The sequence below is a fragment of the Dysgonomonas mossii DSM 22836 genome (genome assembly GCF_000213575.1).
Classification (GTDB): domain Bacteria; phylum Bacteroidota; class Bacteroidia; order Bacteroidales; family Dysgonomonadaceae; genus Dysgonomonas; species Dysgonomonas mossii.
Genome location: NZ_GL892006.1, coordinates 595,325 through 618,527, shown reverse-complemented (window position 1 = coordinate 618,527; position 23,203 = coordinate 595,325). Strand labels below are relative to the sequence as shown.

21 protein-coding genes are annotated in these 23,203 nt (G+C 38.9%); 15 read left to right on the top strand and 6 right to left on the bottom strand.

From position 1 onward, the window contains the following. Window positions 1-25 precede the first annotated feature (25 nt). The 3 genes from upp to HMPREF9456_RS09520 form a co-directional block, all read right to left on the bottom strand. The gene (gene upp / locus HMPREF9456_RS09530) at window positions 26-682 is read right to left on the bottom strand and encodes a uracil phosphoribosyltransferase (protein ID WP_006843302.1); all 657 of its coding nucleotides are present in this window, start codon (window positions 680-682) and stop codon (window positions 26-28) included. 63 nt (window positions 683-745) lie between these two features. Further along, on the bottom strand, window positions 746-1,492 hold the full coding sequence (locus HMPREF9456_RS09525; protein ID WP_006843301.1) for a shikimate dehydrogenase family protein: 747 nt from the start codon (window positions 1,490-1,492) through the stop codon (window positions 746-748). 80 nt (window positions 1,493-1,572) lie between these two features. Then, complete coding sequence (locus tag HMPREF9456_RS09520; RefSeq protein ID WP_006843300.1) at window positions 1,573-2,190, bottom strand: OmpH/Skp family outer membrane protein; 618 nt, start codon at window positions 2,188-2,190, stop codon at window positions 1,573-1,575. Between the two features lie 210 nt (window positions 2,191-2,400). Here HMPREF9456_RS09520 and HMPREF9456_RS09515 point away from each other — a divergent pair, with 210 nt between their 5' ends. From HMPREF9456_RS09515 to HMPREF9456_RS09500, 4 genes are all read left to right on the top strand, one after another. Beyond that, window positions 2,401-3,858, top strand: coding sequence for an aminoacyl-histidine dipeptidase (locus HMPREF9456_RS09515; protein WP_006843299.1), 1,458 nt, complete (start codon window positions 2,401-2,403; stop codon window positions 3,856-3,858). A 176-nt stretch (window positions 3,859-4,034) separates the two neighbouring features. Then, entirely contained in the window at window positions 4,035-4,763 is a 729-nt protein-coding gene (locus tag HMPREF9456_RS09510; RefSeq protein WP_006843298.1) for a DsbA family oxidoreductase, read from the top strand. Window positions 4,764-5,154: 391 nt separating this feature from the next. Beyond that, window positions 5,155-6,612 (top strand): choice-of-anchor Q domain-containing protein, encoded by a 1,458-nt coding sequence (locus HMPREF9456_RS09505; protein WP_006843297.1) that lies wholly within the window; start codon window positions 5,155-5,157, stop codon window positions 6,610-6,612. Window positions 6,613-6,682: 70 nt separating this feature from the next. Then, on the top strand, window positions 6,683-7,630 hold the full coding sequence (locus HMPREF9456_RS09500; RefSeq protein WP_006843296.1) for an endonuclease/exonuclease/phosphatase family protein: 948 nt from the start codon (window positions 6,683-6,685) through the stop codon (window positions 7,628-7,630). A gap of 1 nt (window position 7,631) precedes the next feature. Here the strand turns inward: HMPREF9456_RS09500 and HMPREF9456_RS09495 are convergent, their stop codons facing one another. Beyond that, complete coding sequence (locus HMPREF9456_RS09495) at window positions 7,632-8,105, bottom strand: MarR family winged helix-turn-helix transcriptional regulator (RefSeq protein WP_018074906.1); 474 nt, start codon at window positions 8,103-8,105, stop codon at window positions 7,632-7,634. Between the two features lie 154 nt (window positions 8,106-8,259). Between HMPREF9456_RS09495 and rpsF the strand changes: the two genes are divergently transcribed. From rpsF to HMPREF9456_RS09460, 7 genes are all read left to right on the top strand, one after another. After that, on the top strand, window positions 8,260-8,616 hold the full coding sequence (rpsF, locus tag HMPREF9456_RS09490; protein ID WP_006843294.1) for a 30S ribosomal protein S6: 357 nt from the start codon (window positions 8,260-8,262) through the stop codon (window positions 8,614-8,616). A gap of 3 nt (window positions 8,617-8,619) precedes the next feature. Then, the gene (gene rpsR, locus HMPREF9456_RS09485) at window positions 8,620-8,886 is read left to right on the top strand and encodes a 30S ribosomal protein S18 (RefSeq protein WP_006798740.1); all 267 of its coding nucleotides are present in this window, start codon (window positions 8,620-8,622) and stop codon (window positions 8,884-8,886) included. 17 nt (window positions 8,887-8,903) lie between these two features. After that, a complete protein-coding gene (gene rplI, locus HMPREF9456_RS09480; protein ID WP_006843293.1) occupies window positions 8,904-9,347 on the top strand; it encodes a 50S ribosomal protein L9 in 444 nt (147 codons plus the stop codon). Between the two features lie 405 nt (window positions 9,348-9,752). After that, window positions 9,753-10,649: a phosphogluconate dehydrogenase (NAD(+)-dependent, decarboxylating) gene (gene gnd / locus HMPREF9456_RS09475; RefSeq protein ID WP_006843292.1), complete on the top strand. Its 897-nt coding sequence runs from the start codon at window positions 9,753-9,755 to the stop codon at window positions 10,647-10,649. Window positions 10,650-10,738: 89 nt separating this feature from the next. Continuing rightward, a complete protein-coding gene (zwf, locus tag HMPREF9456_RS09470) occupies window positions 10,739-12,274 on the top strand; it encodes a glucose-6-phosphate dehydrogenase (RefSeq protein ID WP_026177065.1) in 1,536 nt (511 codons plus the stop codon). Further along, a complete protein-coding gene (gene pgl / locus HMPREF9456_RS09465) occupies window positions 12,271-12,996 on the top strand; it encodes a 6-phosphogluconolactonase (RefSeq protein ID WP_006843290.1) in 726 nt (241 codons plus the stop codon). The genes zwf and pgl overlap by 4 nt, the downstream gene beginning before the upstream one ends. Before the next feature lie 246 nt (window positions 12,997-13,242). Then, the gene (locus HMPREF9456_RS09460; protein WP_006843289.1) at window positions 13,243-14,367 is read left to right on the top strand and encodes a vWA domain-containing protein; all 1,125 of its coding nucleotides are present in this window, start codon (window positions 13,243-13,245) and stop codon (window positions 14,365-14,367) included. A 122-nt stretch (window positions 14,368-14,489) separates the two neighbouring features. On the opposite strand, the gene HMPREF9456_RS09455 is transcribed toward HMPREF9456_RS09460, so the two are convergent. Continuing rightward, window positions 14,490-16,004 carry a GH3 auxin-responsive promoter family protein gene (locus tag HMPREF9456_RS09455; protein WP_006843288.1) on the bottom strand — a complete coding sequence of 505 codons (1,515 nt, stop codon included), beginning with the start codon at window positions 16,002-16,004 and terminating at the stop codon, window positions 14,490-14,492. Beyond that, window positions 16,001-16,696, bottom strand: a complete 696-nt coding sequence (locus HMPREF9456_RS09450; protein WP_006843287.1) for a Crp/Fnr family transcriptional regulator — start codon at window positions 16,694-16,696, stop codon at window positions 16,001-16,003. Before HMPREF9456_RS09450 ends, HMPREF9456_RS09455 begins: the two co-directional genes overlap by 4 nt. A 643-nt stretch (window positions 16,697-17,339) precedes the next feature. Here HMPREF9456_RS09450 and tig point away from each other — a divergent pair. The 4 genes from tig (at window position 17,340) to recQ (ending at window position 23,200) form a co-directional block, all read left to right on the top strand. Continuing rightward, window positions 17,340-18,728 (top strand): trigger factor, encoded by a 1,389-nt coding sequence (gene tig, locus HMPREF9456_RS09445; RefSeq protein ID WP_006843286.1) that lies wholly within the window; start codon window positions 17,340-17,342, stop codon window positions 18,726-18,728. Window positions 18,729-18,971: 243 nt separating this feature from the next. Further along, complete coding sequence (gene clpP / locus HMPREF9456_RS09440) at window positions 18,972-19,643, top strand: ATP-dependent Clp endopeptidase proteolytic subunit ClpP (RefSeq protein ID WP_006843285.1); 672 nt, start codon at window positions 18,972-18,974, stop codon at window positions 19,641-19,643. Between the two features lie 36 nt (window positions 19,644-19,679). Beyond that, the gene (gene clpX, locus HMPREF9456_RS09435) at window positions 19,680-20,915 is read left to right on the top strand and encodes an ATP-dependent Clp protease ATP-binding subunit ClpX (RefSeq protein ID WP_006843284.1); all 1,236 of its coding nucleotides are present in this window, start codon (window positions 19,680-19,682) and stop codon (window positions 20,913-20,915) included. 89 nt (window positions 20,916-21,004) lie between these two features. Then, the gene (gene recQ / locus HMPREF9456_RS09430; protein WP_006843283.1) at window positions 21,005-23,200 is read left to right on the top strand and encodes a DNA helicase RecQ; all 2,196 of its coding nucleotides are present in this window, start codon (window positions 21,005-21,007) and stop codon (window positions 23,198-23,200) included. Window positions 23,201-23,203: the final 3 nt, after the last annotated feature.

Sequence of the window (23,203 nt, the reverse complement as noted above, 5' to 3'; positions counted from 1 at the left end):
TTTTTTGCTATATATTGTCTTGTTTTTATTCTTTTTCTCCGTATGCCAAATCTCCGGCATCGCCTAATCCGGGAACGATATACGCCGACTCGTTCAGTTCGGGATCGATAGCCGCAGCCCATATTGTAGTCTTTTCCTGAGGAAAGTTTTTTGCACAATATTCAATGGCTTGCTTGCTTGCTATTATAGTGGCTATATGTACATGGCTAGGCTCACCTTTAGTCAATAGTGCCTGATATGATAAATCCATACTGCCACCTGTAGCTAACATCGGGTCGGTAAGGATCAAAACCTTATTCTCTATTTGTGGAGAAGCGATGTATTCGATATGGATATGAAAACTTTGATGGTTTTCTCTGTATTTTCTGTAGGCAGAAACAAAAGCATTCTCTGCTTTGTCGAAGCATTCCAGAAATCCATGATGAAAAACAAGGCCCGCACGAAGTATTGTAGCGATAACGATAGGGTCGGTAGGCACATTTGTGATCGATGTACCCAGGGGTGTTTGAGTTTCGAGTGGCGCATAGTTCAGTGTCTTACTGATTTCATAAGCCATTGTTTCTCCTATGCGTTCAACATTCCGTCTGAAACGCATACTATCCTTCTGGATGTTTACATCGCGCAATTCACTGACAAAACGATTGAGGATAGTGTTTTGCTCTGAAAGATTTATAATTCTCATCTTGATTTTTGACTTTAAAGGTATAAGTTTTCTTTCACATTTCTATTTGTCTTACGAAGGAATTTATTCATTCCATATTTTCCATGCCGCAATGGCTTGCAGCTCGAGCATTTGGGCTCCATTTTTTATACTTGCCTTATTCTCTTTGCCCAGCCTTAAAAACTTCGTTTCAGCCGGATTATACACCAGATCGAATAGCAGGTGTCTGTCGGTGAGCAGGGTGTATGGGATGTCGGGGGCATTGTCTACGTCCGGGAAAGTGCCGAGTGGCGATGTGTTGACGATGACGGTGTATTCCTCCATTAGGTGTGAGTCAATATCGCTGTATGATAATTGTCCTTCACTCGGAGTTCTTGATACATATATCCACTCTATGCCTAGTGCATCTAACGCTCCTTTTACCGCTTTGGATGCACCGCCTGTTCCTAATATCAATGCTTTTTTATGGATTGCCGTATTGATAAGCGGCCTGATAGATTCCTGAAATCCGATAATATCGGAGTTGTATCCGATCAATCTTGTTGCATTATCTTTTTCTCGGATTACTTTTACCACATTTACTGCCCCAATACTTTCAGCTCCTTTGTCGAGCCCATCGAGGTATGGTATTATCTTTTCTTTGTATGGGATTGTTACATTCAGACCTTTAAGATTTGGATAGTTGCGGATAATATCAGTAAATTGAGAGATATCTTCAATCTCAAAATTGAGATACTCTGCATCAATCCCCTCCTTTTCGAATTTTTCGGTAAAGAATTTCTTGGAAAATGAGTGTTTCAGAGGGTATCCGACTAGTCCATACGTGTCCATAATGCTAATTTTTTCTCTATACTGCAAAAAAATAGGATAACTCCAATTTGGTGTTACCCTATTTTTAAATCATTTACCTATTACTTAGAAGCTTCAGGTTTGTAGCGGCTATTCAACAGGGTTATCACCTTCTGTGTAATATCATAACCATCTTTGGCTAACAGAACATTATCCAAACCTGTATTGCTAAATATCATTTGATAGTTGGCTGTTTTGTTCATCTCCTTCAATATCAGGCGAACAGAATCGGCCATCTGTGTATTTACTTTTTGCTGTTCTCTCATGTAATCTTCTTGCAATTTTTGAGCCATTGCATGCAGGTCGCTTTCCAATTTTTGGATACGTGCAGCTTCTTGTTGTGCTCTTTCTTGACTTAAGAATGCATTGTTTTGAACTTTTCTCTGAAATTCTGCGCCTTCGGCTTCTAGTTGTCTTTGCTTTTGGGTAAGAGTAGCATTTGAACTATTGTACTTTTTCATCAACGCATCATTCGCATCTTTAGCATAATTGTAGTTTATCAAAAGTGAATCTACATTTACATAAGCTATAGGAAGCATGCCGGTAGAGTCTCCTTTGGTGAATGTGAGAGATGAGTCTTCAGTTCCTGTGTTTCCCTTATTAGATGTGAAAAATAAAATGAAAAGGACGATTATTGCAACAGCAAAAACGCCATTAATAATGTAAGAGATATTTTTCATTTATAAAAACATTTAGTTAATCTTATCCTGTAGCAAAAAACAAGGCGCAATTATGCCTGTGTTTTTTAACGACTTGGCAAAGATATATCTTTATGTTAAAACAACATCAATTTTAAACCTTTAAAAGTTGTAAAAAAATTGCATTTTAAGGTATATCTCTTTAATTTTATATGTTATTATGAAAGTGTAAGTAATAATTAAAATATTAATATGACAATTAAAGATTTAAAACCGAGTGGTATATGGAATTATTTCCACGAAATAACTCAAATTCCGAGACCTTCTAAAAAAGAAGAAAAAATAATCGCCTATCTATTAGAATTCGCAAAAAAACATAACCTGCAAGCCAAAAAAGACGATGCAGGCAACGTTTTGATAACAAAACCGGCAACCAAGGGTAAAGAAAATCTTCCGACCGTGATACTCCAAGGGCATGTAGATATGGTGTGCGAGAAAAATAGCGGAACCAAGCACGATTTCGACAATGATCCGATAGAAACCTATATCGATGGAGATTGGCTCAAAGCAAAAGGAACAACCCTGGGTGCTGATAATGGCATGGGAGTTGCTGCTGCTTTGACTATCTTGGCTTCGGATACAATAGAGCATGGCAAGCTCGAATGTTTGTTTACCGTAGATGAAGAGACAGGCTTGACCGGGGCGTATGCTTTAGGAAAAGATTTCCTTACCGGAGATGTGCTTATCAATCTGGATACAGAAGAAGAAGGTGAAATATATATAGGATGTGCCGGAGGTAAGATTACCACTGTTACATTTACATATAAGAAAGAAGAAGTACCTGCAAATTATTTCTGGTTCAAAGTACAAGTAAATGGATTGAACGGAGGACATTCCGGAGCAGAAATCCATAAAGGATTGGGTAATGCCAATAAGATATTGAACCGCTACTTGTGGGAACTCAATAAAAAACAAGATTTGGTACTTGCCGAGATTGACGGAGGAAACCTTCACAATGCTATTGCCCGCGAGGCTTATGCTATTGCCGGAGTACCATACAGCAAGAAGGAAGATGTAATCGTAGAGTTGAATACGCTTGTTCCGCAAATAGAGGGCGAACTCAAGGTTGTAGACCCGAATGTGAAAATGACAGTGTCTTCGACAGATACACCGGCTTTTGTTATCGATAAGGAAACAACCGGTAACTTGCTGAACGCGATTTATGCTTGTCCTCATGGTGTATTGGCGATGAGCCATGAAATACCCGATTTGGTAGAAACTTCTACTAATCTGGCTTCTATAAAAATGAAGGAGGGTAATACAATTGTGATAACAACAAGCCAAAGAAGCTCTACCAATTCGTTGAAAGATGATGCGGGTAATATTGTAAATGCAGTATTTACATTGGCTAAAGCTGAGGTTGTGCATTCGGCAGGATATCCGGGATGGAAACCAAATCCGGACTCTAAAGTATTGGCGGTAGCTAAGAAGGCATACGAAAACCTATATGGCAAAGAACCTGAAATAATGGCTATTCATGCCGGATTGGAATGTGGGTTGTTCTTGGAAAAATATCCGCATTTGGATATGATTTCATGTGGTCCAACAATTCGTAATGCTCACTCTCCCGAAGAGCAGATAGAAATTCCTTCTGTAGCCAAATGGTGGCCTTTCTTATTAGAAGTGTTGAAGAATATTCCGGCTAAATAATAGCGAAAAGCCGGTTTTAAGAATACGAGTATGGGTGTGTGTAAAAAGTGACTTTGATTGTAAAGATTTCCTTTTGACACACGCTCATATCTTTTTTCTCTTTTTATAAGTAGTCAAGTAACAAATACAATCGTATATTGTTCTTATTACTTAGTATTAATTAAATCAATAGAATTATGGATAAAATGAAAATAGATATATGGTCTGATATAGCTTGTCCGCATTGCTATATCGGAAAACGTAGACTCGAAAAAGCTTTGGAGCAATTCCCGCATCGTAAGAATGTAGAGCTTGTATGGCACAGCTATGAGCTAGATCCTAGCTTGCCGAAGAAAGCCGGAACGCAATCCATTTACAGCTATTTTGCCAAGAAGTTTGCTATGTCCGAAGATGAGGCTCGCCGTACGCAGTCCAAAGTGGCGCAGATGGCTAAGGGTGTAGGGTTGGACTATGACTTCGATAATCTCGTTGTGGTTAGTACATCCGATGCATTGAGGTTGGTAAAACTGGCAAAAGAATCTGGTTTGGGAACTGAGGCCGAAGAGGTTTTGTTTGATGCTTATTTTGTCAAAGGTCAGAATATAAGCGACCCTGCTGTGTTGGTGCAGCTTGGTACAAGCATCGGTTTGCAAGAATCTGAAATCTTGGCTATGCTCGATAGTGATAAATATCTTTCGGAGATAAAGAAGGATATAGAATACAGCGAGAATGAGCTTGGATTGGAATATATTCCTTTCTATTTATTTAATAATAAGCAAGTTGTGCAAGGCTCTATCCCTGTGGAAGATTATCTCAAAGTGCTGAATGAGGCTTATGCCGAATGGGAGGCAAACGGGGCTTCGTCCGAAAAAGGAGAAGTTATAAGCGGGCAATCGTGCTCGATAGACGGAGTATGTAGCTTATAGAGATCTGATATATAAAAGAGGCTGTCTGGTAGTTTTTACTATTTTTTGTCATGTTAAACGTCTTGAATTGAATATCGGGAGAGGAAAGCGAAGATAATGGCAAAGAAGCACTGGTGATAAAAAACTATAAGACAGCCTCTTTTCTTGTGATACTAAGACTTTTTGTATAATATTGCCTTTGGATAATGCTAATTGTTTAACGCACAAATTTTTATATTTATAATTATCTAATAGAAAAGGCTTAGTTGCCGAATGTAAAAGGTGACAGATAAAAACAATAGAAAAAGTGTTACTTTTGTTACTTTTTAACAATTTGTGAAATGAAAGTTGTTGTATAACAATCGAATACGAAGTAATCAAAAAGTAACACCAAACTTAATAACTGTAACAAATGAAATATAGAGTAGTAGAGCTAGCCAAGATTAATATCTTTTCTTCATTAATGAAGTCCATCGGGGTTTCTGTTGTGCTAGTCTTGTTTCTTATGTTATTTAATAGCTGTCAGGAGGGTAATGACTTTTCGGATAGCAAAGACCTTACGCTCTCATTCTCGAGTGACACGATTCGTTTCGATACTGTTTTTACAACCTTGGGTTCGGCTACAAAACAGTTTAAAATATATAATAGAAACAATAACTCACTAACCATACAATCCATCGAATTGGTGAACGCTTCAAAAAGTGGTTTTCGCATGAATATAGACGGCGAAAAAGGAACTAAGCTGACCAATGTGGATATACTGAAAAAAGATAGTCTGTATGGATTTGTTGAGGTGACAGTAGATCCCACCAATAGTAAAAATCCTGTGCTGATAAGGGATTCTATTCGCTTGGTTGTGAACGGTAATATACAGTATGTGCAGTTGGAGGCCGTAGGACAGGATGTATATATCTGGAAAGACAAAGTGGTGACAACCGACTCGGTGATAACAGGAGATAAGCCACAACTCATATACAATTCGCTTACCATAAATAAGGGTGTGACTCTGGAAGTGCAGAAAGGAACAACTTTCTTCTTGCGGAACAATGCGACTGTAGACGTATATGGTAATATCAAGGCGCAAGGAACGGTGCAAGAACCGATCGTTTTCAGGGGGAGCCGCTTTGATAATATAGACGGAAATATTCCATACGATAATACTCCCGGACAATGGAACGGAATAACTTTCTATGCCGAGAGTTATGGCAATGTCCTCAATAATGTAATTATAAAAAATGCAGTACGGGGAGTAACTTTTTCTCCGGCAGATACCCAATACAAGAAAGCGGAATTCATAAATACAATTATACAGAATACATCAGAGTATGGCTTGTTGGCGATAAACTGTTATATAGACTTTCAAAATTGCTTGTTTGCCAATTCAAAAGGTGCGGCTGTTTCGTTGACCGGTGGGAAATATAGTTTCTTGCATTGTACGCTGGCTAATTATTATAGGTGGTCGGTGCGTCAAAAGGAATGTTTGGCTATCGGGAATGTGTATGAAGGAAAGGCCTATGACTTGGATAAATGCGATTTTATCAACTCTATCGTATCCGGTTCTGTTTCGGGTGAGCTGCTGCTAAGTGGTGTTAGTACAGTCGCATACAACTATAAATTTCAGAACTGCCTGATTAAAGCAGCAGAACAAAAGAATGAGCACTTTGTAAATACGGTGTGGAACGCTGATCCGTTGTTTGTAAATATAAACAGCAACAAAGATTATTCATATAATTTCGAACTGCAAGCTGGCTCTCCCGCTATCGGGAAGGCAGACAGATCTTACTCGTTGTTACTCCCTTACGACCTAAAAGGATATTCGAGACTTATGGATACCGATCCTGATATTGGCTGTTATGAGCGGGGTGAGTAAAAGGCTGCTGGTCTTGGTTTTTTTGTGTGCCTTCGTCTTGTTTTTGACGGCGCAGGAAAAGTTTAGGGTCATGTTCTATAACGTTGAAAACCTGTACGACACAAAAGATAATCCGGCGACAAACGATGATGAATTTACTCCCGGCGGACAGTTACATTGGACTAATTATCGCTATTGGCAGAAGTTGCATAATATAAGCAAAGCTGTGTCTTCGGTAGGGGAGGGATATCCTCCGGCGATAGTGGGGTTGTGCGAAGTGGAGAACGACTCTGTTCTTTATCATCTTACAAAGCGAACCGCATTACAGAAACATAAATATGAATACATTATCACTCGGTCTAAAGATCAGAGAGGTTCAAATGTTGCCCTTCTTTATCAACGTGATCAGATAAAGATCGTGAGCCGAAAATCATATACGCCCGATTTAGGAGACTCGGTACGCTCTACCAGAGATATATTGCATGTTACGGGCAAGGTGATTAAGGGCACATTGTTAGATATTTTTGTTTGTCACTTTCCTTCTCGTCGTGAAGGTATTCGCAAGACCAGGCCGCACCGTATCAAGTGCGCCCAACTGTTGAGGCACAAAATAGACAGTGTCTTGCTCCTTCGAAAAGGGGCTAACATCATCATTATGGGAGACTTTAATGACTACCCCAATGATGTAAGTATGTCCGAAGTGCTCGGAGGAAAAAGGATCGAATCCGATATCTCGGTTAAAGGTTTGTATAACCTTCTTTACGACAGGATTGACAAAAAGGAAGCAGGCTCTTATAAGTATAAGGGTAAATGGGGTTTTATTGATCAAATCGTTGTCAATGGAAACCTGTTAAAAAAAGGAGGAAAGGTATTTGTAAAAGATAAAACCGTACACGTTTTTTCGGCTGAATTCTTGTTAGAGGCAGACAATAAAAAGTATGGTGGACAAAAACCGTTCAGGACCTATTCAGGCTTCAAATATCTTGGTGGATACAGTGATCATTTACCGATTTATATGGATTTGCTTATCAATCCCTGATCTATTTGTCGTCCAAGGCTTGACTTACGTTGCCGAATACTGCGGTAAGCAATACCCTTACCTGTTTCAGGCCTTCCTCGTCTATACCATCGAGTGCGGCTTCCATGGTATTGTAAACAGCTTTTCCGGCTTTTTCCTTGATCGACTTACCCAAATCGGTGAGATAGATAAGGTTGGATCGACGATCGCTAACCGAAGCATTGCGATACACCAGATTTTGTTTTGTAAGATTATCCAGCAGGCGTGTCATACTAGGCTTATCTTTAAATGTTGAATTACATAACGTCTGTTGTGTAACTCCGTCTTCGCGCCACAGAAAAGCAAGGACAGTCCATTGCTCGGGAGTGATATCCAGGCCTTCTTTTTTGAAGTTCCTGTACATCATTCTGTTAATGGCCATCGATACTTTACCGTTGATAATGGGAAATATCAGGTCTAAATCCTGATCTAAGTTCAATGTTTCCTCGGTCTTCATGTATGTTTGTTTTCTGATTTTCATCACAAAAATAAGATAAGAAGTTGGTAAGTACAACAATTTTTGACAGTTTAGCATTTGTTGTTTTGATAAAAAAAACTATCTTTGCACCTCATTTGTAAAAATGTATGTTTAATTTATAATTAATTAATTTATGAACAATTACGAAACCGTTTTCATTTTAACTCCCGTTTTGTCTGATGTTCAGATGAAGGAAGCGGTAGAAAAATTCAAGACTCTTTTGGTCAATGAAGGGGCCAAAATAGTAAGTGAAGAAAACTGGGGACTTCGCAAATTGGCTTATCCAATTCAGAAGAAATCAACCGGTTTTTATGCGATGTTAGAGTTCGAAGCTGATCCGTCTGTTATCGCTAAACTTGAAATTAACTTCCGTCGCGACGAGCGTGTGATCCGTTTCTTGACTTTCCGTCAAGATAAGTTCTCTCACGAGTATGCATTGAAGAGAAGAAGTTTAAAATCATCTAAAAAAGAAGAAGTAAAGGAGAATTAAGCTATGGCACAACAATCAGAAATCAGATATTTGACTCCGCCTTCAGTTGATGTGAAGAAAAAGAAATATTGCCGTTTCAAAAAGAATGGTATTAAATACATCGACTACAAAGACCCTGAGTTTTTAAAGAAATTCCTTAACGAACAAGGAAAAATACTTCCTCGTCGTATTACAGGTACATCATTGAAATTCCAACGTCGTGTTGCACAAGCTGTAAAGAGAGCTCGCCATTTGGCTTTGCTTCCTTACGTAACAGACTTAATGAAATAAATAAGGAGGAGTAAGAAATGCAAGTTATATTAAAAGAAGACATCCTTAACTTAGGATATAAAGATGAAGTCGTAACTGTAAAAGACGGTTATGGACGTAACTACCTTATTCCCCAAGGTAAAGCTGTGATAGCATCAGAGTCTGCAAAGAAAGTATTAGCTGAAAACCTAAGACAACGCGCTCACAAACTTGAGAAAATCAAACAAGATGCTCAGGATTTGGCTGCTAAGTTGGAAGGGATTTCACTTACTATTGGTGCAAAAACAAGTTCTACAGGTACTATCTTCGGTTCTGTAACTAATATTCAAATAGCAGAAGCTCTTGAAAAATTAGGCTACAATGTAGATAGAAAAGTTATTCTTATCAAAGAAGCTGTGAAAGAAGTAGGTAGCTACAAAGCTATCGCTAAACTTCACAAAGAAGTTTCTGTAGAAATACCTTTTGAAGTAGTTTCTGAATAATTCTCGAAATTATATATAGCAGAGAGGCGGTTATTAAAAATAATCGCCTCTTTCGTTTTTATGCTATAAGCTTTTTCGCAGTAGGTTTTATAGTTCCTAACACTAAATTCTAGGTCTGCATTTCTGCATTATTTTTTGTAACATCAAATTATCACTGTATTTAAGAATATTGTATTAATAGGTGTACTATATTATAGTTTCTGTGATATAGAAGAATTCTATATTGTATAATTTGGGTTTAAAGTATTGATTTATAGTCTTAATACATATCTATGGATATTATAATAGCATGTTGTTTATGATGTTAATTATAAAAATTGTAACTTAGCAAGGATTTGAAAATTAACTTTTCAGGCATTTGCTTGTTTAATTATATAAAATAACAAACGATAATATAAGAATAAAATGAAAATTGGATTCGTTGGATTAGGTAAGATGGGCGGCAAAATGGTAGAACGCCTTTTGAATCATGGACATGAAGTTGTAGTTTATAACCTTACTCAGAAAGAAGTTGATGAGGCAGCCTCTAAGGGTGCTATTCCGGCTACAAGCATAAAGGATTTAGTAAATAAACTCGAAGGACGCAAGCTTGTATGGCTGATGGTTCCGGCAGGAAAACCTGTGGATGAAAACATTGCAGAACTATTGACGCTACTTAGCCCGAATGATATAATCGTAGACGGAGGAAACAGCTACTGGAGAGAAACTGTAGAGAGAGGAAAGAGAATAAAAGAAAAAGGAGTTCATTACCTCGACTGTGGAACCAGTGGCGGTGTATGGGGATTACAGAATGGCTACTGCCTAATGTATGGCGGAGAAAAAGAGGCTTGTGATTTTGCAGAGCCTATATTTAAAAGTTTAGCTCCCGAAAACGGATATATGCGTTGTGGAGAAAGTGGTGCAGGGCATATGGTAAAAATGGTGCATAATGGCATCGAATACGGTATGATGCAGGCTTATGCCGAAGGTTTTGAGATCATGAAGAACTCACCATACGGCGTAGACTTGGAAAAAGTATCACGTGTGTGGATGGAAGGCTCTGTTGTTCGTTCATGGTTGCTCGAGCTGATTGGTAATGCATTGGAAGGTAACGAAAATCTTGATGGAATCAAGGATTATGTAGCCGATAGCGGTGAAGGTCGCTGGACTGTGCAAACAGCAATGGACTTTGACGTTCCTGCTCATGTTATTACAGCATCGCTTTTCACTCGTTTCGAGTCGAGACAAGAAACTTCGTATGCAATGAAACTTCTTGCTGCCATGCGTAATCAGTTTGGTGGTCACGAAATCAAAAAAGACTAAGCCCCGCAGTATCTCCGAGGAAATATTGAAAAGAATATAACAAAACGCTAACTTAAAAACTTCCCTTTTGGGGGAGAATGGAGGGGCTAATGAAATCAAAATCGATACAAGACCAAGCTCTGATTATTTTCGGAGCTTCTGGTGATTTAACATACCGAAAACTGATACCGGCTATATTTGACTTGCATAAACAAAATTCACTACCGAAGAATTTTGCTGTGCTTGGTGTGGCTCGTAGTCAGTTTACAGACGATACCTTTCGCGATAAGATGAAGGATGGTATCAAGCAGTTTGCATTGGCAAAAGATGCCTTGGATGAAGAAATAGAGCAATTTTGTCAGAAGCTGCATTATCTGTCAATCAATACAGATGACGGAACAGAATATTCTAAATTGAAGGCACGGCTCGAAGCCCTCGATAAGGAAGAGAGTACAGCAGGTAATTATATATTTTACTTGTCAACACCACCTTCGCTTTATCCGCTTATACCTAAATTTTTGGCAGAGCAAGGGCTGAATCAGGAGAATGGTAATTTCAGACGGATTATTATCGAAAAACCTTTTGGGATTGATCTTAAATCTGCTGTGGAACTGAATGTTTCGCTTCAGGAAAGTTATGATGAAGACCAGATATACCGTATAGACCATTATCTGGGCAAAGAGACTGTGCAAAATATGTTGGTAACCCGTTTTGCAAATGGTATTTACGAACCTCTTTGGAACAGAAACTATATCAGCCATGTAGAAATTACTGCAGCCGAGAGTATCGGCGTAGAAAACAGAGGTGGCTATTACGATCATTCGGGTGCGTTGCGTGATATGGTGCAAAACCACTTACTGCAGTTGCTGGCTTTGGTAGCAATGGAGCCCCCAATGTCTATAGATTCTGTTTCGATCCGCAACGAGAAATTGAAAGTTTTTCAGGCTCTACGCCCTATGTCGAACGACGACTTGTTTAAGAACGTTATTCGTGGGCAATACACAGCAGCTAACGTTAAAGGTAAATATGCTAAGGGATACCGTGAGGAAAAGGATGTGGATGCCGATTCCCGTACCGAAACCTATGTGGCTATGAAGCTCTTTATCGACAACTGGCGCTGGGGTGGAGTTCCTTTCTATATACGTACAGGTAAACGTTTGCCGACTCGTGTATCTGAAGTTGTTATTCACTTCAAACCCGCACCTCAGAAATTATTTCCCGAAAGTGCAGATTTTAGTAACGACGAAAATCAATTGGTGATACGTATTCAGCCGGATGAAGGTCTTTTACTGAAAACAAAGATGAAAGTACCGGGAAGTGGCTATCAGGTTAAGAATGTGAATATGGACTTTCATTATTCACAACTACAGGATACTTATCTACCTGAAGCTTACGAGCGTCTTTTGCTCGATTGTATGGTTGGCGATTCTACTCTGTATATCCGTGGCGATGCTTTGGAGGCTACATGGAAGTTTGTACAACCGTTGCTCGACTTCTGGGAGAAGAACCCCGATGCACCCTTGCATGGCTATCCTTCCGGCTCGTGGGGGCCAAATTGTGCCGATGAGCTGATTGAGGGTAAAAACCTCACATGGAGATATCCTTGTAAGAACCTGTCTGATGATGGAATATATTGTGAATTATGATAAAAGAAGAGATTAACATTTATTCGGATGCGAAAGCCCTGAGTGAGGGCTTTACTGCATTTTTGCAAAAGTTAATGGATGTATATCCGCGTGTAAACCTTGCATTGTCAGGTGGAACTACCCCAAAAGTAATTTTTGACTATTGGGCAGAAAACTGTAAAGATTCGATCGACTGGCAGCGACTATTTTTCTTTTGGGGTGACGAACGCTGCGTTCCGCCCGAAAATGTTATGAATAATTATGGAATGACAAAGGATCATTTGTTTGACAAGGTCCCGAAAATTCCGAAGAATAACATTTTCCGCATTCATGGCGAGAATGAACCTGAAGAAGAAACTGAATGGTATAGCAAAATTTTGGAAACAAAAGTTATGCAACGCCGTAATGCTCCTTGTTTCGAAATCGTAATGCTTGGTTTGGGTGACGATGGGCACACTGTCTCTATTTTCCCCGATCAGATATCACTGTGGGATAGCAAAGATTTCTGTGTGATAGGTGAGCATCCCGAAAGCAAAATGAAACGTGTAAGCCTTAGCGGTCAAGTGGTGAATAATGCACAGTATGTAGTTTTTCTTGCTACAGGAAAGAATAAAGCCGAGAAGGTAAGGGATATCATCAAAAACAGAGAGCAATTTCTAGATAAATATCCGGCTGCTAAAGTTAATCCGAAGAAAGGATATCTTTATTGGTTCTTGGATGAGGAGGCTGCAAGTTTGTTATAGAATGAACGCCAAAGCATATAAAGTAAGGAGTTGTCTCGAGAGGGATAACTTCTTTTTTTATATGTTAATGAATGGGTGAGATGTCGCATTAAACATAAGAAATGTAGTTGCCTTTGTGTTAAAAAGACGGGTGTAGATTTGAAAAATAGATGTTAATAAATGTGTAAATATTAACTTATCTAATTTATAATGTGCTATTTTTGTGATGCTAACACAAACTTATTTTAAACTTTTATTTATTAAAAAATGAAAACTACACTAAAGCTATTTTTAGCATGTTTTTTCCTTATCTCATGCTTTTCGTATTGCAGCAGCGACGACAAGAACTCTTCGGAGATTCCTGGCGATTCGCAAGCTGATCCTAACCCTGTAATTGATGAAGTGAATACTTCTATTCCAAATGCGCAGTTCTCTACAGAAGGGGAATATAGTGTTGTTCGTATCGATCTGACGGGTATTCAACATCCCGAAACCAAAGAGTGGCTAAAGCTGTTTGGAACAAAAGAAGCGCAGCAAAACGTATGGGTTGAGGTTGATGGTGTTGCAAAAGGTGTTGTTGTGTACAACAATGACGCTAATAGCAATAACAACAAGACCGTATATGCAGACCTTGTGTTCTTGGTTGATAACTCGGGTAGTATGGGGCAGGAAGCCGACTCGGTGGCAAATGGTATTGTTAAATGGGCTACTAATCTTTCGAAGCAAAAGATTGATATTAAATTTGGTTGCGTAGGGTACGAGAGCGGCGTTAATGGTGCTCTTAATTTTACAAATGTAGAAGGGATATCGCAATATCTCAATCGGGCTAAAGGCACATCTCGTACCAAAGGTTTTGAGGGAGAGGATAAAGATGCTCTTATTGCTGCAAGGAGTAGATACCAGCACGGAAGTGACGAATGCGGATCGGAAGCATTACGCTTTGCCGATGAGAACTTCTCATTCCGTAATGGAGCTAACAGAGTATATGTAAACTTTACTGACGAGCCCAATCAGCCGGGCGGATATCCTGAGTGGTCGGTAGAATATGTCGCAGACCAGTCTACTTGGAATGCACAAAAGGGAACGATACATACTGTATATAGTGCTGATACAACATTCAGTGCAAGTCAATATTACAGAGAGAAACCTTGGGTGATGTCTCGCTATACAGGCGGAACGGAATTGTTTGTACCTTCAAGCTTCAAGGATGTTACGCTAGATGTTCTTCCGGTAACCGGCGCAATGGTAAATTCGTATATCATCAAGTTTAAAAATACATCTACTATAACAGACGGTCTTCATCAGGTGAAAATTACAATTCTATCTCCGGATAAGAAGGTGAAGGCGGAAAAGGTATTTAAGAATATACGTTTCGGTACAGCTGCCGAATAATCAAGCTTCATTTTATCTTATCTTTTTTAATTATGATCAATGCAAAAGACCTGTGAATTCTGTTCACAGGTCTTTTAGTATTTAGGCTGTTGTTTATACTTTATATCTTGATTTGTATCCGGCTATGAATTCATTGTGTCGCAAAATGCGATTACTTTCTCCAGATAATCCCTGTTGTTCGACAATCGTGGCACTTTGTTCTGACCTCCAAGTTTGCCAAGATGTTTTAGCCATTCGTTGAAAGTTCCTTTCGGCATGCTTCTTACAATCGGCATATTCAGCGATAAGTTGTATGAACGCTTTGCTTCGTAGTCGGAGTTTACCTTTTTTAGTTCGCTGTCTAATAAGTGGGTAAAATTTTCGAGACTGTTAGGCTCTACGGTAAACTCTATCAGCCACTCATGCGCTCCGTTGTTGTTGTCTCCGAAGTAAACGGGAGCTGCTGTATATTCGCTTATTTGTGCACCTGTAATTTTGCATGCTTCTGCCAAAGCTTTTTCGGCATTGTCTATTATCAGTTCTTCGCCAAAGGCGTTGATGAAGTTCTTGGTGCGCCCTGTTATATGGAACAGATAAGGAGCGGTAGACGAAAACTCTATTGTGTCGCCTATCATATATCTCCAAAGCCCTCCGTTTGTTGAAATAATTATGGCGTAATTCTGTCCGGTTTCTACTTCATCCAACGTTAATGTCTTGGGGTTTTTCTTGTCCCATTCACTCATCGGGACAAATTCGTAGTAGATGCCGCTATCCAACATTAACAGCATTTCTTTAGAGCTATCGGAGAACTGTACCCCAAAGAAACCTTCTGATGCATTGTACGTCTCCCAATAGTACATATCGGGCTTTTGTATCAGCTTCTTGTATTGCTCTTCGAATGGGGTAAAGCTCACGCCACCGTGAAAGAAAACTTCCAGATTAGGCCATATATCAGTGAGGCTGCGCCCGGTATCCGTTTTTATCTTTTTCAACAAGACCAGTAACCACGAAGGTACGCCCATAAAAGCCCTTACATCGTTTTTTATAGCATAGTCGGTCAGTGCCTGCAACTTCGTCTCCCAATCGGGTAATAAGGATATACTTTCGGGAGTGCGGCTAAGCTTTGCCCAAAAATATAGATTCTTGATAAGAATGGCTGAAATATCTCCTGTGAAGATACCGTCACCTATGTTGTTTATTTGCTTGCTGCCGCCAAGCACTAATGTTTTGCCAAAAAAGAACTTAGCATCCTTATTGGCTTGTGCATAGATGGCAAGCATTTGTTCTCCACACTTGTAATGTCCTTTGGTGAGTGATTCGTGAGTTACAGGTATATATTTACTCTTATCCTCGGTAGTGCCCGACGACATGGCAAACCAACGAACGGGCTTGTTCCAAAGTACATTTTGTTCTTTATTTACAATGATCCGATCCAGATAGGGGCGCAAATCTTCGTAGTGGAAAATTGGAACCTGTTTTCTAAAATCGTCTTTATTTTTTATAGCCGAGAAATTGAACTGCTGCCCAAAGAGTGTTTGCTCACCGTTGCGGAGTAGATATTCCAATATCTTCTCTTGCGTTTCGATAGGTTTGTTGATAAAGCTATCAATCTCTTTGTATCGGTAATCCAGATACTTGTGAGCGATTCGGGTAATCATCCGATTTTACTTATTTTTCGGAGCTTTTCTTCGTCTATAATTTTTATTTTGCGACCATCCAGCGTAATGATATGTTCGTCAACAAACGTTGACAAGGTACGGATGGCATTTGATGTAGTCATATTGGACAAGTTAGCCAAATCTTCCCTTGAAAGGTAGATGCTTATTGTGGCACCGTCTTCTTCAAGTCCGTAATTCTCGATAAGGAATATCAACGATTCGGCCAAGCGTCCACGGATATGCTTCTGAGTAAGGTTTACAACCCGCTCGTCTGCTATTCCAAGGTCTATTGCCAATTCTTTTATAAAGAAACTTCCTAATTTAGAATTTGATGCGACTATCTCGTTGATAAGTTTCATTGGTATGAAACAGATGGTAGAGGGTTCGAAAGCCGAAGCAGCCGTGACATAAGGTTGGTTGGCAAAAAAGGCGCGGTATCCAAAATACTGAGTAGGTCTTATCATTCTGATAATCTGGCTGCGTCCGCCAACACCGTCTTTGTATATTTTTACTTTCCCTCTACACAGGCACATCAATTCCATTGGAATTTCTTCTTCCCTGTATATCACTTCATTTTTCTTGAAGTCCATAATTCTCGCATTAGCGGCAATTAAGGTTTGTTCTTTGTCATTCAACAGATTCCATATTTCAGGAATACTTTCCGACAAGCTAACAGCATTACTATCTGTCATCATTCAAAACTGATAATGTAAAATATGTTATAAGCAAAGTTAATCAAAAAATATTATAAAACATGTTGCAAAACATCTTTTTAACGCATGCCCCTCTTTTTTATATAATTTTTTTGTGCTTGAAAGGTCTTTTGTATACTCAAATATCACGTAATGTGTAGAGTAGGAGGCTTTGTATTTTTTCTTTTGCTTCTATTTATACATGCGAAAGTGTTTCGTTTCTAAAAAAGTGACAACCAGCGGTCACAGGAGCGGAGCGTATGTAAAAGTAACAGGTTTCTGATCTTTTTTAGTGTTACTTTTCGCTTTCGGTTGATGATGGCAAATATTTCTAAGATTAGATAATTTGTTGTTTGAAAAATGATGATTCCAATTTTAGAATTTACAATCAGGCTCTCTCTTGTTTTGTTAAGTTTTTTGCCATGATATACCTAAATAATTCAGAAAGTATGAATTGTGTAAAAGTTAGTTTGTTGATAAACTCTTTAATGTTTTAGTATGTTAAACAAATAAAGTTTTTATATTTCACTTTGAATATTACAATAATAAGACTATTTTTGCACCACCAAAAAATAGAGTGGTGTTTTTACTCCATTTGCATTTCGATTGAAATTTGTAACAATAACTAAATAAACTCGTTAAGATGAATGTATCTCTAACAAATGTAGATAGTGTAAACGCTATATTACAGATAAATGTAACGAAAGAAGATTATCAAGAAAAGCTTGATAACGCACTTAAGACATTCCGAAAAAAAGCTAACATACCGGGATTCCGTCCGGGAACTGTACCTATGGGTATGGTGAAAAAAATGTATGGTAAATCGATTTTGGCAGAAGAAGTAAATAAGCTTGTTGGCGAAAATCTATATAAATATATACAAGACAACAAACTAAATGTATTGGGCGAGCCTCTTCCGAACGAAGAAAAGCAACAGCCAATAGATTTTTCACTCGAAGGTGACTACGAATTTTATTTCGACGTGGCTCTCGCTCCCGAAATAAAATTATCACTGACAAAGAAAGATAAAGTAAAATATTATGCTATTGAGGTAGACGAAGAGCTTGTTGATAAACAGATCGCTTCGTACAAAGCTAACTATGGCAAATATGAAAAAATAGAAGAAGGTGCAAAAGAAACAGACCTTATCAGAGGTACAATCTCTGAATTGGAAGATGGTAAGGTAAAAGAAGGTGGCATCTTTGTAGAAGCAGGTATTGTAATGCCTTCGTATATGAAAGACGAAGCAGAGCAAGCTAAATTTGTAGGAGCAAAAGCCGGAGATGTGATTGTATTCAATCCAGGTAAAGCTTACAATGGCAACGAGACTGAAATAGCATCTATGCTTCATATCGAAAAGGATGCAGTAGAAACAATTGCTGCCGAATTTCAGTTTGCTATCACAGAGATCACTCGTTATCAGGAAGCAGAGCTTGATCAAGACCTATTCGATAAGGTTTTTGGTGCAGGCAATGTAACTACCGAAGCTGACTTCAAAGCAAAAGTAAAAGAAGCTATTGCTGAGCAGTTTGCGCCGGATAGTGACTACAAATTCCTGTTGGATGCGAAAGAACTTCTTGAAAAGAAAACAGGAGACTTGCAATTCCCTGATGCATTCCTCAAAAGATGGCTTGTTGCTTCGGGCGAAGAAAGAACTGCTGAATCTGTAGAAGCGGATTATCCGAAAATCATAGCAGATCTTAAATTCCACCTGATAAAAGAACAAATAGCAAAAGATAACGATATCAAGATCGAAAACGAAGATATGAAAATCATTGCTATGCAGGCGGCAAGAGCTCAGTTTGCTCAATATGGAATGATGAATCTTCCTGACGAAATGGTTGAGAATTATGCAAATGATATGTTGAAAAACAAAGACAATGCACGCAACCTGCTCGATCGCGCAATGGAAAATAAAATCATCGACGTATTGAAATCAAAACTTGGACTCGAAGAAACAGTAATCTCGCTTGACGAGTTTCGCAAGTTCTTTGAGAAAGAAGAAGCAGCTGAAGCAGAAACAGAAGCGTAAATGAAAAGAAGATAAAAATAACGGACAGGAAGGATAGTGTTTTCTTTCTGTCCGTTTGTCTTTAACATTATAAATAAGGAAAATACATCCATTATTATTCCAGCTTTTCAATTTTTTATTTATAACTTTGTTTATAAGAAATGAGGCTGTGCTATTAGCCTCTTTTTTATGCCTGTACGAGTGGCATGATAATTGTTTATAGTAATAATGGTAAAACATTATTTAATAAAAAAAGAAAATGTTATGAACAATGAATTTAGAAAGTATGCAACGAAGCATCTAGGCTTGAATGGGTTAGCTCTTGATAAATATATCGATATAACAAGCAGTTATATATCACCTACTATTATCGAAGAACGTCAGTTGAATGTTGCTCAGATGGATGTGTTCTCTCGTTTGATGATGGATCGTATTATCTTTTTGGGAACTCAGATCGACGACTATACAGCCAATGTAATACAGGCTCAATTGCTATATCTTGATTCTGCCGACTCGGGCAAAGATATATCTATCTATATAAATTCTCCCGGAGGATCGGTATATGCAGGATATGGTGTTTATGACACTATGCAGTTTATCAACAGCGATGTGTCTACAATCTGTACAGGTATTGCCGCATCTATGGCAGCCGTATTGCTTGTTGCCGGAGAAAAAGGAAAACGCTTTGCGTTGAAGCATTCACGTGTTATGATTCACCAACCGTTGGGAGGTGCTCAGGGACAGGCTTCGGATATCGAGATTACAGCTCGTGAGATTGGTAAGGTGAAAAAAGAACTTTATACTATTATTTCAGACCACTCGGGACAACCATTTGACAAAGTGGCACTAGACTCAGACCGTGACTACTGGATGACTTCGGCTGAGGCTAAAGACTATGGAATGGTAGATGATGTTTTGATGAAAAATAAACAATAATTCAAAAATCAGATTCATTTACTCACAAAAGGATAAATGGCAAAAAAAGATACTAACGGCTATTGCAGTTTCTGTGGCAGAAGCGATAAGGATGTAAATATGCTTATCTCCGGCATGTCGGCTGACATCTGCGATAGCTGTGCTGAACAAGCATATCAGATTGTAAAAGAAAGCGTAGAGGCAAAGAAAACATCTTTGGGTATAGATAAAACACAATTGCCCGACCCAAAGAAGATAAAAGAGTATCTTGACGGATATATTATCGGTCAGGAGAATGCCAAGCGCTACCTGTCTGTGGCTGTTTATAACCACTACAAACGTATACTACAAGGGAAAGAAGATGATATAGAAATAGAAAAGTCGAATATCATTATGGTTGGCCCTACAGGTACAGGAAAAACATTGTTGGCCCGTACTATCGCCAAACTGCTGCATGTCCCTTTTGCTATCGTAGACGCAACCGTGCTTACCGAAGCCGGATACGTAGGCGAAGATATAGAAAGCATTCTTACCCGACTGTTGCAAGCCTCAGACTATGATGTGGCAGCAGCAGAAAGAGGAATTGTCTTTATCGATGAAATTGACAAAATAGCCCGTAAGAGCGACAATCCTTCAATCACCCGTGATGTTAGCGGTGAAGGTGTGCAACAGGGCCTACTTAAATTGCTGGAAGGGTCGATTGTAAACGTTCCGCCTCAGGGAGGACGTAAGCATCCTGACCAGAAGATGATTGCCGTAGATACCAAAAACATATTATTTGTGTGTGGTGGAGCTTTCGACGGTATCGAAAGGAAGATAGCACAACGATTGAATACAATGGTTGTGGGTTATGCTTCATCTAAAAACAACGCACAGGTAGACCGTAACAATCTGCTGCAATATGTAGCACCTCAGGATTTGAAGTCTTTTGGGCTAATCCCTGAGATTATAGGACGTCTGCCTATTTTGACATATCTTGACGCTTTGGATAGGAGTGCTTTGCGCCGGATACTTACCGAGCCGAAAAATTCTATCATTAAGCAGTATGTCAAATTGTTCAAAATGGATGGCGTTGATCTTACCTTCGAAGATGATGTGTATGAGTACATTGTAGATAAGGCAGTGGAATATAAATTGGGAGCAAGAGGATTGAGATCCATAGTCGAAACCATCATGATGGATGCTATGTTTAATATCCCTTCCACAAAGCAAGCTCAACTGCATGTTACTAAAGAGTACGCTGTAGAGCAATTGGAGAACTCACAAGTCGTAAAACTAAGAAATTCATTATAAAGTTTGTTTTTTTGACAAAAAATAGCCTATTTTATATTGGAGAATTAAATTTAGGGGTTTATCTTCGTAATAATTAATAGCCTATTTATATGCCGGATATAGAGGATATATTGACGTGTTCATTGAAAAAGCATTTTGGCTTTGACAATTTTAAAGGTAACCAGAAGGCAATAATTCAAAACTTGCTGGATGGAAAAGATACCTTTGTGTTGATGCCTACGGGTGGCGGAAAGTCGCTCTGCTACCAGCTACCGGCACTCTTGATGGAGGGGACAGCAGTAATTATTTCTCCCCTGATAGCCCTGATGAAAAATCAGGTGGATGCCATGCGCAATTTTAGTGAAGAAGACGGCGTAGCGCACTTCATGAATTCGTCACTAAACAAAGCTGCGATAGAACAAGTAAAAGGTGATATACTTTCGGGAAAGACAAAACTATTATATGTAGCACCCGAATCTCTTACAAAAGAAGAGAATATAGACTTTCTGCGTCAGATAAAAATATCGTTTTATGCTATCGATGAGGCACATTGTATTTCGGAGTGGGGGCACGACTTCCGTCCTGAATACAGACGTATACGTCCCATTGTAAACGAAATAGGCAAGCATCCTATCATTGCACTTACTGCTACGGCAACACCAAAAGTGCAGATGGATATACAGAAGAACCTCGGAATGGTGGAAGCAGATGTGTTTAAATCATCATTCAACAGGGAAAACCTCTATTACGAAGTTCGTTCAAAAACGGATAAAGTAGATAAGGATATAATAAAATACATTAAATCGCAAGGCACAAAATCTGGAATTATATATTGTTTGAGTAGAAAAAAGGTAGAAGAGTTTGCCGAAATATTACAAACAAATAACATCAATGCACTGCCGTACCATGCCGGACTAGACCCAAGTACACGCTCTGCCAATCAGGATGCTTTTCTGATGGAAAAAGTGAATGTAATTGTTGCTACCATTGCATTTGGTATGGGAATTGATAAGCCCGATGTGCGCTATGTGATTCACTACGATATGCCAAAGAGCCTTGAAGGATACTACCAAGAAACCGGTAGGGCCGGACGCGATGGCGGTGAAGGAAGATGTATAGCGTTTTATTCATTCAAAGACTTACAGAAACTGGAGAAATTTATGCAGGGTAAGCCCGTTGCTGAACAGGAAATAGGAAAACAGCTACTCCTTGAGACCGCAGCATACGCCGAAACTGCATTATGCCGGAAGAAAGTACTTCTTCATTATTTTGGAGAAGAATATAAAGAGAAAAATTGTGGGAACTGTGACAATTGTGTAAATCCTAAAAAACAAGTGGAAGCTAAAGATTTATTATTGACGGCTATTGAAGCTGTAATTGCATTAAAAGAAAAGTTTAAAACTGATTACGTTATCAATATCTTGAGAGGTAAAGAAACCTCCGAGATAGAAACGTACGGGCATCAGGATTTAGATGTATTTGGATCAGGTGATGATACCGATGATGAAACATGGAACGCCGTTATACGTCAGGCATTAATAGCCGGGTATTTCGATAAGGATATCGAAAATTACGGCTTACTGAGAGTAACCAAAAAAGGAAAAGATTTCTTGAAAAAACCGGCATCGTTCAAGATTACCACAGCAGACGAAGAAGACTTGTCTGATGATGAGAATATCGATGATGTAGTGGTAAAAGGTGGCGGAGGAGGATCGGCAGTGGATCCGGTTTTGTTTTCTATCATGAAAGATCTTCGCAAGAAGATGGCAAAACACAACAATGTTCCCCCATACGTGATATTTCAAGACCCCTCTCTGGAGGCTATGGCTACAATCTACCCGATAACAATGGAAGAATTGCAAAATATTCCGGGGGTAGGAGCAGGAAAGGCAAAGAGATATGGGACAGAGTTTCTTGAAATAATAAAGAAGCACGTTGAAGAAAACGAAATAGAACGACCTGAAGATTTACGTGTAAAAACAGTAGCAAACAAATCGAAACTAAAAGTAGCCATCGTACAGGCTATCGACCGCAAAGTAGCATTAGACGACTTGGCCGAATCGAAAGGAATTGATTTTGCTGAATTGCTGAGCGAAGTAGAAGCTATCGTATTTTCAGGAACAAAAATAAATATAGATTATTTCCTCAGAGAGGTTATTGATGAAGACCATCTCGACGATATATTTGAATATTTTCAAGAAGCAGAATCGGACGATCTGGAAGCTGCGATTAATGAACTTGGCGAATATTCTGAAGACGAAATACGCCTTGTCAGGATCAAGTTTATCTCCGATATGGCTAACTAAAGA